Annotated in this window: 11 protein-coding genes; 5 read left to right on the top strand and 6 right to left on the bottom strand. The window is 63.1% G+C overall.

Going from position 1 to position 12,323, the window contains the following annotated elements; all coding sequences use genetic code 11:
- Nucleotides 1–4: 4 nt before the first annotated feature.
- The gene (locus FGL95_RS29815; protein ID WP_169594249.1) at nt 5–2,077 is read right to left on the bottom strand and encodes an MMPL family transporter; all 2,073 of its coding nucleotides are present in this window, start codon (nt 2,075–2,077) and stop codon (nt 5–7) included.
- A gap of 140 nt (nt 2,078–2,217) precedes the next feature.
- On the opposite strand from FGL95_RS29815, the gene FGL95_RS29820 reads away from it, so the two are divergent.
- A complete protein-coding gene (locus FGL95_RS29820) occupies nt 2,218–2,652 on the top strand; it encodes a MarR family winged helix-turn-helix transcriptional regulator (RefSeq protein ID WP_169594352.1) in 435 nt (144 codons plus the stop codon).
- A gap of 20 nt (nt 2,653–2,672) precedes the next feature.
- On the opposite strand, the gene FGL95_RS29825 is transcribed toward FGL95_RS29820, so the two are convergent.
- Both FGL95_RS29825 and FGL95_RS29830 read right to left on the bottom strand, forming a co-directional pair.
- A complete protein-coding gene (locus tag FGL95_RS29825; RefSeq protein ID WP_169594250.1) occupies nt 2,673–3,848 on the bottom strand; it encodes a fatty acid desaturase family protein in 1,176 nt (391 codons plus the stop codon).
- An 11-nt stretch (nt 3,849–3,859) separates the two neighbouring features.
- The gene (locus FGL95_RS29830) at nt 3,860–4,951 is read right to left on the bottom strand and encodes a ferredoxin reductase (protein WP_169594252.1); all 1,092 of its coding nucleotides are present in this window, start codon (nt 4,949–4,951) and stop codon (nt 3,860–3,862) included.
- A gap of 87 nt (nt 4,952–5,038) precedes the next feature.
- Here FGL95_RS29830 and FGL95_RS29835 point away from each other — a divergent pair, with 87 nt between their 5' ends.
- From FGL95_RS29835 to FGL95_RS29845, 3 genes are all read left to right on the top strand, one after another.
- Nucleotides 5,039–6,253 (top strand): PucR family transcriptional regulator, encoded by a 1,215-nt coding sequence (locus FGL95_RS29835; RefSeq protein ID WP_169594254.1) that lies wholly within the window; start codon nt 5,039–5,041, stop codon nt 6,251–6,253.
- Nucleotides 6,254–6,340: 87 nt separating this feature from the next.
- Nucleotides 6,341–7,306, top strand: a complete 966-nt coding sequence (locus tag FGL95_RS29840) for a lipase family alpha/beta hydrolase (RefSeq protein WP_169594256.1) — start codon at nt 6,341–6,343, stop codon at nt 7,304–7,306.
- Between the two features lie 241 nt (nt 7,307–7,547).
- Complete coding sequence (locus tag FGL95_RS29845; RefSeq protein ID WP_169594258.1) at nt 7,548–8,099, top strand: hypothetical protein; 552 nt, start codon at nt 7,548–7,550, stop codon at nt 8,097–8,099.
- A 39-nt stretch (nt 8,100–8,138) separates the two neighbouring features.
- On the opposite strand, the gene FGL95_RS29850 is transcribed toward FGL95_RS29845, so the two are convergent.
- From FGL95_RS29850 to FGL95_RS29860, 3 genes are read right to left on the bottom strand one after another with little or no spacing between them, the layout of a single operon-like run.
- Complete coding sequence (locus FGL95_RS29850) at nt 8,139–8,876, bottom strand: SDR family NAD(P)-dependent oxidoreductase (protein WP_169594260.1); 738 nt, start codon at nt 8,874–8,876, stop codon at nt 8,139–8,141.
- On the bottom strand, nt 8,873–9,895 hold the full coding sequence (locus tag FGL95_RS29855) for a phosphotransferase family protein (RefSeq protein WP_240963411.1): 1,023 nt from the start codon (nt 9,893–9,895) through the stop codon (nt 8,873–8,875). Before FGL95_RS29855 ends, FGL95_RS29850 begins: the two co-directional genes overlap by 4 nt.
- A complete protein-coding gene (locus FGL95_RS29860) occupies nt 9,892–11,103 on the bottom strand; it encodes an acyl-CoA dehydrogenase family protein (RefSeq protein ID WP_169594261.1) in 1,212 nt (403 codons plus the stop codon). The genes FGL95_RS29855 and FGL95_RS29860 overlap by 4 nt, the downstream gene beginning before the upstream one ends.
- A gap of 198 nt (nt 11,104–11,301) precedes the next feature.
- Between FGL95_RS29860 and FGL95_RS29865 the strand changes: the two genes are divergently transcribed.
- Nucleotides 11,302–12,135 (top strand): TetR-type transcription factor C-terminal domain-containing protein, encoded by an 834-nt coding sequence (locus tag FGL95_RS29865; RefSeq protein ID WP_169594263.1) that lies wholly within the window; start codon nt 11,302–11,304, stop codon nt 12,133–12,135.
- The last annotated feature ends 188 nt before the right edge of the window (nt 12,136–12,323 follow it).

A 12,323-nucleotide genomic window follows, 5' to 3' on the forward strand; every position in this document is an offset into this window, starting at 1 on the left:
GGCTTTAACGGTCGATGCGGTTCGGCCACCAGATGCGCGGGCCGACGAGGGTGAAGAGGGCGGGGATCACCAGTGTGCGGACGACGAAGGTGTCGAGCAAAATACCGAGGCCCACAACAATTCCCAGCTGGGTGAGGGTGATCAGTGGCAGGATGCCGAGGACGCAGAACACGGCGGCCAGGACGATGCCGGCACTGGTGATCACGCCGCCCGTTGCCGCGACGGCGCGGACAATGCCGGAGCGAGTTCCGTGCTCGGGCGTCTCCTCGCGGGCACGGGTCACGAGGAAGATCGTGTAGTCGACCCCGAGCGCGACGAGGAAGAGGAACGCGAAGAGCGGGACGTTGGTGTCGAGCGCGGGAAATCCGAAGACGTGCAGACTCACCCAGCTGCCGATGCCGAGCGCGGCGAGCGCGCTGAGGACCGTCGTCCCGATCAGTACGAGCGGCGCGGCGACCGCACGAAGCAGGAGCACGAGGACAGCGAGGACAACCATGAGTATCAACGGAATCAACAGAATTCGATCCCGCCCGGCGGCGTCCTGTGTGTCGAGAGCTTTTGCGTCACTGCCACCGACGAGGGTGTCCGGAATCGGCGACAAGCCAGACCGGATCGTGTCGATGACGCCGAATGCGTCTGCTGATCCTGGTGCGGAGTCGGTGACGACGGACCAACGGGTGAGGCCGGTGTCGGATTTGCCACTCGGAGAAGCGGTTACGACTCCGTCGGTGTTGTTCAGCACCTGCTGTACGGCGTCGGTCGCAGACGTCGGGGCGATGACGATCGTCGGATCCGACTGACCCGCTGGGAAATGCGCTGCGAGCGCGTCGAAGCCATCAACCGATTCGGCGGCGACGCGGAATTGTTCGGTCTGGGAGAGGCCGACGTCGGTGCCGATCAGCCCGGCCGCACATACCGCCAGGCCGACCAGGGCGGTCACGGCGACACGCGCTGGATGTCGCGACACGGCAGAAGCGACTCGAAACCACGCACCGTCGGTCGCTGCGTCGCGATCACCGACGCGAGGAATGAACGGCCAGAACAACTTTTTGCCGCATAGGGAGAGTGCGGGAGGAAGTCCGACGAGGACGAAGACGACGGCGACGATCAAGCCCGCGGCCGCAAACGCACCGAGGCTCCGAGTGCTCGGAAGTGTGCCGAGCAACAGGATGAGCAGGGCGAGAACGACGGTCGCGTTACTCGCCAGGATCGCGGGGCCGGCCTGCCTGACGGCGCGTCGCAGCGCGACTCGGTGGTCCTCTTCGCGCCCGAGTTCTTCGCGGTACCTCGACACAAGCAGGAGCGCATAGTTCGTGCCCGCGCCGAAGACGAGAACGCTGGTTATTCCGGAGGTCGAACCGTCGAAGCTGAGTCCGGTGAGTTCGGACAGTCCTGTCCCTACGGAGGTCGCGACCCGATCCGCGATGCCGACAACGGCAAGCGGTACCAGCCAGAGGACGGGGGAGCGGTAGGTGGCGATCAGCAGCAGCGCGACAACCAGTCCGGTGACGGCGAGCAACGTCGTGTTCGCACCCGAGAACGAGTTTGCAATGTCGGCGCCGAACGCAGGTCCGCCGGTCACCTGCACGAGCAGGTCCGCTGGCGCGTCGCGGGTGGCCGCCTGCCTCAGCTCCGTCACCAGATCGTTGAGGGTGAATCCGGACAAGGTCGAATCGACGGCCACGATACCGATGGCCGCCTTCTTGTCCGGTGCGATGGTCAACGGAATCGGCGGGTCTGCGGCGGGGGACACCGAGCGGTTGACGGCACGCATGTTGTCGCGTGCAGCTGTTGCTGCCGCCGTATCGGTATCGGTGAGCTCGCCGCCGTCGTGCCTGGTCACGACAAGAATTGCCTGTGTGACATCGGAATTGGGAAACTCGGCCGCAAGGTCTTCGACTCGGGACGCGTCGGCGGACGTGGGCAAGGATTTGGGGGATTGGCTTGCAGAGTCGTTCTCTCCGACAAAACCCATCAGTGCGCCGGACAGCAGGAGTAGGCCGACGAGCGCGAGCCAGGACCGACGGCCCGTCAGAGCGTTTGCGTAGACATCCCACGGCGAGGTGCGGCTGACCATCCATAAACAATCTCATTAACTTAATTATTAAGCAACTGAAATATAATTCTAGAGTCGGCGATACGCTCTAAGCCGGATCAGAAGGAGGCCCGGCTGTGCGCGAGAGGCTCGAATCAGAGATTTCGGCGGACGTTCGTGCGATGGCGGCTGTCTCCGATCAGATCGGACTGTTCTTTGCCGGGCAACATGAGTTACGTGCCAACGACTTTCGAGCCCTCATGCACATCATGGTCGCTGACGTGGAAGGCCGACCACTCACAGCGGGCGACCTGGCTCGGTTACTCGGCACGTCGTCGGCAGCCATCACGTACCTGGTGGAGCGGATGATCGTGTCCGGCCACATCCGCCGCGAGTCGGACCCCGCGGATCGTCGCAAGGTGATCCTCCGCTATGCCGAGCACGGCATGGAAGTGGCGCGAGGCTTCTTCGCTCCGCTCGGTGTGCGCACCCGTCAGGCGCTTGCGGATTTCTCCGACGACGATCTGGAGACAGCGCACAGCGTCTTCCTCGCCCTGATCGACGCGATGCGAGGCCACTTCGGCGAACTCGACAACGATGAGGTCAGTGGCACCTGAAGACGCTGTGCAAGCGGTCGTCAGGCTGCTGCCGACGGCTCATCGACGGTGGGTGAGCCGAAGATCAGCTGCGTGTACGTGCCCGGGTTGACGGCTGTCGTCGCCTTGCGCAGGAAACCATTGGGCAAGGAGAGTCGGAACACCTTCTTCCAGGCCGAACCGACCTGCTGGACAAGGGAACCGCTGGTGTAGGTGAGGTCGTTGCGCTCGAAGAGCTCACGCACCTTCGGCGCGATTTCCTGGTACCGATTGCTCGGCAGGTCCGGGAACAGGTGATGCTCGATCTGGAAGGACAGGTTGCCGGTCATGAAGTGCATCAGCCTACTGCCGTCGATGTTCGCCGAACCGAGCATCTGTCGTAAGTACCACTCGCCACGCGTTTCGCCGTCGATGGACTTCTTTTCGAACGTCTCGACGCCTTCGGGGAAGTGCCCGCACATGATGACGGAGTGCGTCCACAGGTTGCGGACCAGGTTGGCGGTCATATTCGCGAGCAGGGTGGTGGGAGCCGAAGGGCCCGACAGCAACGGGTGCAGCAGGTAGTCCTTCTTCATCTGCTTGCCGATCTTGCGGAGCACGTTCTTACCTGCACTTCGGAACTCGGCCTTGTCCTTTCGGCCCGCAAGGTACTTGCCGATCTCGAGATCGTAGGCAGCGATGCCGTATTCGAAGAAGCATGCGTTGATGAAGTTCCACAACGGCTGGGCGAGGTAGAACGGCATCCAGCGCTGGTCTTCGTCGACTCGCATGATGCCGTAGCCGAGGTCGTTGTCCTTGCCGATCACGTTTGTGTACGTGTGGTGCAGTTCGTTGTGCGAGTGCTTCCACATGTCGGACGGTGACGCGTTGTCCCACTCCCAGGTGGTCGAGTGGATGGCCGGATCGCGCATCCAGTCCCACTGGCCGTGCATCACGTTGTGACCGATTTCCATGTTCTCGATGATCTTCGCGATCGACAGCCCCGCCGTGCCGAGCAGCCATGCGGGTGGGAACAGTGAGAACAGCAGGACGCCACGACTGCCGAGTTCGAGCTTGCGCTGGAACTCGATGACCGTGCGGATGTATTCGGCGTCGCGTTCACCGCGGCTCGAAATGATGTGCTGGCGAATCACATCCAGCTCGTTGCCGAGGTTCTCGATGTCTTCGTCGCTCAGGTGAGCGATGGGGCTGTTTTCTTTCTTCTGCAAAGTTGTCATGTTCGAGTTCCTTACAAGTCGATGTCGCATGAGCCCGCTGCTGCGGAGACACACGTTTGGATCAGCACGCCGTCACCTGGTGCGGCAGTGGTGATGTCGCCGTTGCGGAGATCGCGAACGGCGCCTTCTCGTAGTGGGGCAACGCATCCGAAACAGATGCCCATCCGGCAACCGGATGGCATCAAGACGCCGGCGGCTTCGCCTGCGTCGAGCAAGGTTTGAGAGCCCTCGGTGTCGAGGACGGTGTTGGATTTGGCGAAGGTGACCGTGCCGCCTTCGCCTGCTGTCACGATGGTCGGCCGGAACCGTTCGGTGTGCAGCTTGTCGGCGATACCCGCGTCGGACCAATGCCGTTCGACAGCGTCGAGCAGGCCGGTCGGCCCGCACGCCCAGGTTTCGCGGTCGGCGAAGTCGCCGACGATACTTTCGAGGTCGGCGACTTCGAGTATGCCGTCGGTGTCGGTGTGTTTCTCTACCAACCGAATTCGGCCGTTGCGTGCGAGTAACCGCAGCTCGCCGGAAAAGATGACGTCCTTCGACGTCGGAGCCGAGTGCACGACGACGACGTCTGCAGGCTGGCCGACCATGTTGCGCAGCATGCCCATGACCGGGGTGATGCCGCTGCCCGCGGTGAGGAACAGGATCTTGCGCGGGGCGTCGGCGCCGAAGGTGAATTCACCTGCGGCGTGGTCGAGTTGGACGATGGTCCCGGGCGTTGCTCGCCGGACCAGATAGTTGCTGACCTTGCCGTCCGGTATCGCTTTGACGGTGATCGCGATGCAACGGTCGGCGCGGTCGGTCCTCGAGGTCAGGGAGTATGCCCGCCATTGGCGAACACCGTCGACATCGACGCCTACGCGAATGTATTGCCCGGGTACGTGGGTGCGCCAGTCGCGGCCCGGCTTTATCACGATGGTCACCGCGTCTGGGGTCTCCGGATGGATCGACACGATGCGGCCGCGCAAACCGGCGCCCGACCGCAGTGGGTCGATGATGTCGAGGTAGTCCGCAGGGACCAGCGGTGTGGTGACCGACTCGGCGAACTTGACGACGCGGTTACGCAGTGCGCCTAGTGCTGACGGCCTGTGCAGCGTTGTTGTCATAGAGCAACTCTCTCCCGCCCTGAGGGATAAACTCTTGTCCATCAGGCGTGAAACACGTCGGTAATATTGTTCGTTAGGAACAAACTAATGCCAGAACAAGGGCCTGACCTGGGCTTCCGCCGAGTCGCCGAAATCGACCTCGACAGTGTGATCGTCGACGCATTGCGCGCGAGATTGCCCCATGTTGCCGAGCAAACGGTGGCCGCGGTCACAATCGAGGTGCCGAGCTATGCGGGCGCGTTCGCGGGGCGGATGGGTGAGACCATCCAGAATGCCGTCCGATTGGCGCTGGGCACGTTCCTGCATTGGGTCGCGCGCCCCGAGCATTCCGATTCCAATGCGACGCTTGCCCCTGCCGTCGAGGGCGCCTATCAACTAGGTCGCGGCGAAGCGCGCGATGGTCGGTCGATGGATGCACTGTTGTCGGCCTATCGCGTGGGCGCGCGAGTGTCGTGGCGAGAAATGTCTGCGACGGCTGTCGACGCTGACCTACCTGCCGCGACCATCGCCAAATTTGCGGAGTTGGTGTTCGCGTTCATCGACGAACTCTCTGCGGCGAGCTTGTCTGGCCACGCAGACGAACTTGCGACGTCGGGTCGCGTCCGCCAGCGCTATCTCGACAAGTTGAGTCAGAACATTCTCGCGGGCGAGACGTCCGAGGTCCTACAGGCGAGCGCCGAGCGCGCGGGCTGGCCACCGCCCACAACGCTGACGGCCATCCTGCTGCCTGCGGCTCAGGCTCGAAATGTGGCGTCACGGTTCGGTCCGGAGACGTTGCAGGTGGTCGAGGACCTGCCGGGCATCGACGCATCCGAAGCCGTCGCACTGCTACTCGTCCCGGATGTCGGCGCACACGATCGACCGGAGCTGATGCGGGTTGTTGCTGGGATGCGTGCAGTGGTCGGTCCAGCGCGGGACTGGATGCAGGCGGCGTCGTCCTACCGTCGGGTGCTGCGGGGCCGCGAGTTGCAACCAGACAACAACCAGGCCGTCGATACCGATTCTCACCTGGCCGAACTGGTTGTCCGCGCAGACTCAGAGGCACTCGCTGACCTTCGCAGCCAGGTCCTCGCGCCGCTCGCGGAGTTGCGTCCTGCCACCGCTGAGCGCCTCGTCGAAACGCTGCGGTCGTGGCTGCTGCATCAGGGGCAACGCGACAAAGTTGCTGCAGACCTGTTCGTGCACGCTCAGACCGTGCGGTACCGCATGACCCAAATACGCGAGCTGTACGGTGACCGACTCGAATCGCCACAAACGATCTTGGAATTGACTGTGGCTCTGGCTGTTCCCTCGACCGAGTGAGTAGGACAGCGGGAGAGCCCCAGCACGGCAGCGTCGATTGTGTGCCATTTTCAGCCAACGACGACTGCCCCGGGTCAGGATGGAGTTATGGAGGACGTGCGGCCTACGATGCGTGCGAAGATTGCCTGCTTGACATGCGCGTGTGCGCTGCTTCTCGGACCCGTTGCGGCCAAAGCTGAACCACAGGCTTCTCCCGTCGGTCCGGCGCAAAGCAACTGGTGGTCGGCGTACGCCTATTCGCTGTCGAATCCAACGGCAATTCCTATCGGACTCAATGATTTCGGATGCGTGCCGAGTGCCGCCCATCCGCGGCCAGTGGTGCTGGTCAATGGGTTTCTCGAGAGCGTCTACGTCAACTGGTCGCTGTTCGGGCCACAGTTGAAGGCGGCGGGATACTGCGTGTTCGGATTGAACTACGGCGAGGTCGAGGGACTCCCGATTCATCAGATCGGACCGATGCGAGATTCCGCGGCAGAGATCGGTGCATTCGTGGATCACGTACTCGCAGCTACCGGAGCACAAGAGGTCGATATCGTCGGTCACTCGGAAGGCGGTCTTGTGTCGCTCTATTACCTGAACCGGTTGGATGGTTCCGATCGCGTGGGAACGTGGGTCGGAATCGCGCCGACCACGAACGGTGCGAGCGCCTACGGACTTCTGACGTGGATCGCTGCGAACCCGCCGATTGCGCAGGGTATCGGCACGTTCGCCCCCTCGATGGGCGACGGCACGGCGGGCTCGAAGTTTGTCGAAGAAGCAAGTCTCGGGGGTTGGACGCGAACCGGCGTCGGATACACCACGATAGCGTCGCGGTACGACTTGGCCGTTCAGGTCGCCGAGTCGCAGTTGCCCGCTGGGCCGAACGTGTCGAACATCGTCCTCCAAGATGTATGTCCAACCGACCTGGCAGATCACACCACGATCGTCTACGACGAAAACGTTCTGCAATTAGTGCGCAACGCACTGGACCCGGCCAATTCGCTTCCAGTGAAATGCAATTCAGTTGTGCCCCTCATCCATCAAAGTCCCCTGGCAGCGGCGACTCCACGCTGAATCTCCGCCAGTGTGGGATCGACTTGTTGGTCTTCGCCGGACTTTTGTCGCGTTTGCGAGGTGGCGGCGCGGGGCACTCTATCCATCGTGAAGCGAGAAACCGCGCAACGTTCCAAGGAGCCGCCGCGAGTGCTAGCGCTAGCGCGCTCGACATCGTGGGAACGTCGCCGAAACTCACTGATTGCGAACTGCTGCAACGAATCACGTGCCATAATCCCGCTATGGAAAGAGCAGTGATCATATGAATGTCGATGCGCACGACTGGAGTGAATTGCTCGGGTCTCTCATGTCGATCCGTCGGCAGGAGACGGACGTCGACGTGCTGTTGACGACTCCACACCTGCCCGCCGACGAATCCGCCCTGTCGGGTGCCGAGGTGCGGCTCGGGAGGCTCTTGGATCCGCAGCATCGTCAACTGCTCGCCAGTGCGAACGGCTGGCCGTCGATGACGTCGGACGTGACGCTGCTCGGCGCGGGCGACCTTGGGGACGGCGAGTTGTGGGATACCGCGTCAGCCGTCCTCGACGAGTTCTACGCTGCCGGTGCCCCCGATGAAATGCCGCCCAGAGAGGCTCTGATCCCCGTCGCCGTCGGCGTCGAGTCTGCGACCGTCGTTGTCGTGTGGACGAATGGGCCAGTTACCGATGATGGCCACACAGTGCTGTGGCTGTTCGACGGTCGCGGCGAGGCCTTCGACAACACGTGGAAGTGGGTGGTCGCATTGGTGGCTCGTGAAGAACAGCGAAACGAGGCACTGCACCGACTCGACACGGGACTGGCCCAACCGATTTGATTAGCTGCCCGGCGCGGGCGATTCACGGCGATCCTCAGGTCATGCGCCGTAGCCGTCAGTGCCTGCTCGGGTCATGACGATGTTCGGGACGACGGCGCGCGAGGAGAGTTGCAGGATCGCTGCGACGATTTCGACGATGTCGTTGACTTCGAGCATCTCGGTGGGCGGGATCGTGCCCTGGGTCCACTTGCTCATGTCGGTATCGACGTAGCCGGGCGCGATGGTGGTGGCGCTGATTCCGTTGCCGGATTCCTCGGCGTTGAGGGTCTGTGTAAGCGAGATCAATGCAGCTTTTGTTGCACCGTAGACGGCGAGTCCGCGTTCTGCGAAGACACCTGTAATCGACGCGAGGGAAACAACTTTCGCGCCGCGGTGAGGGTCTTCCGCAGCGCCCGCACGCAGCAGCGGCAGTGACTGCTGGAGCAATTGGAACGGCGCTCGGACATTCACCGCGAACGTCTTGTCGAATCGGCGCAGGGGATAGTCCGCGATGTTTCCAGCGGTTCCGACGCCGGCGTTGAGGATCAGCGCAGTCATCGATCCGAAGTTGGTTCGGTGTTCGGTCGTGAGGTGTTCGAGGTGCGCGGGGTCGGACAGGTCGCCTGCGACGGCCAGGACCTGGGGTGCCCCGTCGGCGGTGAGTTCCGCCGCGACCGCTGCGAGTCGCTCCGCATCGCGCGCGGTTACTGTGAGCGAATATCCCAGTTGGGCAAGTCGTTTCGCGACGCCGAGCCCGATTCCTCGCGATGCGCCGGTGACGAGCGCGGACTTGGTCATGCGGATGCCTTTCCGAGAGCGCGCAAACCGGCGGCCATGAATTCGGGTGTGGCTTCGGCGGCGCGGGCGGCACCGCTGCCCGAGTCGGAGCCTTGCAGTGCGCGGTGGGTGATGCCTTCGCCGATGATGCCGAGTTTGAAATTGGCGAGCCCGAGATAGAAGTTCCATGCGCCGAGGTCGCGGCCGGATGCTGTGGCGTAGGCCTGGGCGAGGGTGTCGGCAGACGGTAGGCGAGGACTGGTCCAGGCCGCCTGTGTGCCGAGGACGAGGTCGAATATCGGTTCGCGGTAGACGCACATGAGCGCGACGTCGGTCAGTGGGTCGCCGAGCGTCGAGAGTTCCCAATCGACGACCGCGCGAACGACGGTCGGATCGGTCTTGTCGAGGATGGTGTTGTCGATGCGGAAATCGCCGTGCACGATCGACGCGTCCGACGACTGGGGGAGCGCCTCGGTGAGCGCCGTGTGCAGGGCTGTGACGTCGGGAAGTTCGCGGGTTTTCACCCGATCCCATTGGCCTGCCCAGAGTTTCAGCTGACGGGTCAGGAAGCCTTCAGGGCGGCCGAAGGTGTCGAGGCCAACAGCGTGGTAGTCGACGGCGTGCAGGTCGGCGAGCACGCCGACGAGCGTCGAGGTTGTTGCCGAGACTTGCTCGTCGGACAGGCTGGCGAGGTCGGTTTGGTCGCGGATGACTTGACCGTCGACGAATTCGACAACGGTCATCGGTGCTCCCAAGGCCACACCGTCGGCGTCGAAGGCGACTGTTTTCGCGACTGGCACCGGGGTGCCCTGCAATCCGCGTGCAACGGTGTATTCGCGCGCCATGTCGTGGGCGGACGGCGTCAGACCGCTGGTTGGTGGACGACGGACAACCCAGGTGGACACATCGTCATAGGCCTTGAAGGTCAGGTTCGAGCGACCACCGCTGATCAACTCGACGCGCAGCTCACCCGATACCGCGATTCCGGTGTCGAGGAGATAGCGGCGCAGCGCGGGAATGTCCATGCCGGGCAGACTCATTCGGCTGGCTCCCGCAGAGCCCGTTTGGCTGCGCCGACGACGCGTTTGGCGATCGCCCAGCGATGCACTTCCGACGGTCCGTCGTAGACGCGGAACGGCCGGACTTCACGGGAGAGCCGGGCGAGGGGGAGATCTTCGGAGACGCCGAGTCCGCCGCACATCTGCACGCTGCGGTCGACGATGCGGAAGATCGCTTCGGCGCCATAGGTTTTGGCGATCGCGGTCGAATTCGACGCCGGTTGGCCCTGGTCGAGTTCCCAGCACGCCCGGACCAGCAGTGCTCGCGTTGCCGCGATGTCGATTTCGTTGTCGGCGACCATCTTCTGGATCATGCCGAGGTCGCCGAGGGTCGAGCCGAAGCCTTGACGTTGCGCAACGTGTGTGACGGCGACGTCGTGTGCGCGCCTGGCGGCACCGAGCCAGCGCATGACGTGGGTCATGCGAGCCGGTCCGAGGCGGACCTGGGCGTATTCGAAGCCGCGGTCGACTTCGCCGAGAACCGCGGATTCGGGGACGAACAGGTCGTCGAAGAACACCTCGCAGTGCCCGCCGATCATCGATTTGTCCAGGGTGCCGATGTGGCGGCCGACGCGCAGTCCCGGTGTGTCTGCGGGCGTGAGGAACATCGTGGCGCCACCGCGTAGGCCGGCGTCGCCGGACGTGCGGGCCATGATGATGAAGAACCCGGCACCGTCGGCGCCGGTGATGAACCATTTCTTGCCATTGATCACCCAGCCACCTGCTGTGGGCAAAGCACGAGTGGCCAGCGCCGCTGGGTCGGACCCTGCACCAGGCGCGGGCTCGGTCATGGCGAATGCCGACCGGACGTCACCGTGAGCCAATGGTGCGAGAAATTGTTGCTTCTGCTCGGGGTTGGCGACGTGGGCAAGCATGTGAACGTTGCCTTCGTCGGGTGCGGCGATGTTGAGCGCCGTCGGTCCGAACAACGAGTAGCCGGCCTCTTCGAAGACGGGGGCGCGGTCGGACATGTTCAGGCCGTGGCCGCCGAGTTCGAGCGGCGCGTGTGGTGCGAACACACCGGCTTGTTTTGCCGCGGTTTGCAGCTCGATCCGCAGTGCGTCACCGCCTGCGGCGGAAATGTCGCCGCCGTGGCGATCTTCGATCGGCAGCACCACGCCGCGGGTGAACGCGCGGGTGCGTTCGATCAACGAACTCACCTCGGGCGCATAGGTCAGGTCGATCGGCACGGGCCACTCTCCATCATTGATCGGGGCAACTGGCTGAACAATTCCGGGCCGAACGATCACTCGGTACTGAACAGGCGTTCTGGCCAGTTTTGCATACGACTCTCCCTGAGTCAAAGGTAATAGAAGGTTTTGGAGATGATTCATCGAACCTCTGCTACTGTTTGTGTTCAGCTATTCCGAACACACAGAGGGTTCAGCATGGGAACGCCGGTGCATGAAGCGATCAGGGCAGCGCGTCTTGCTGCGGGGTTGTCGCTGCGCGAATTGGCTCGTCGGATCGACGTCAGCCCGGCGACGTTGAGTGCGATCGAGAACGGCAAGACCGGTGTCTCGGTCGAGCGGCTTCAAATCCTGGCGCACGCACTGGAAACTACCGCCGCACAGCTGCTCGATCCTCGGTCCGTACCGCCTGCGAGAAATCACGAATTGCAGCCCAGCGCAACAGGATCGTGGCGAGAGTTTTTGCCGATGGCAGTCGACCCGGTGTTGTCCGCGGCGATCGAAGGATTCGTCGAGACGGGATATCACGGCGCCACGATGCGATCTATCGCGACCAAGGCGCATATGAGTGTGCCTGGCATGTATCACCACTACCGCGACAAGCAGGACCTCCTGGTTCGCATCCTCGACCTCACCATGGACGAGTTGCATTGGCGGGTCCGCGCTGCGCGCGACGAGGGCGCGTCGAGCATCGAGCGTGTTGCGTTGATCGTCGAGGCGCTCGCGTTGTATCACACGCACCGGCGTGAGCTGGCCTTCATCGGAGCGAGTGAGATGCGCAGCCTGGAACCGGCGAACCGTGCACGAATTGCGAAGTCCCGCAACGAGTTACAGCACATGCTCGATCACGAGATCGCCAGCGCGATCGCCGCGGGTGCCCTGAGCACGCGCCATCCTCGTGATGCCGGCCGCGCAATCTCGACCATGTGCACATCATTGCCGCAATGGTTTCGAATCGACGGACCGTCCACACCAGAACAGGTGGCTCGCGAGTACGCAGACTTTGCTCTGGACCTCCTGCGGAGGCACTGACGATGTCGCAGGCTGGGTCTCATCGAGCGTGTAGTTGTGCAGGCAAAATCGGCCGAAACAGGCTGAACAAGCGCACTCTCGGCAGACGGCCACGTCGAGCGCATAGAAATGGTGGCAAAACAGGCCCGCTCAACCACCAAAACTATGCACTCGGCGGAGGTCGCCGTGGCCGAGCGGATGCGGGCGAC

Origin of the sequence: Antrihabitans stalactiti (assembly GCF_012932915.1) — a bacterium.
Taxonomy (GTDB): Bacteria; Actinomycetota; Actinomycetes; order Mycobacteriales; family Mycobacteriaceae; genus Antrihabitans; species Antrihabitans stalactiti.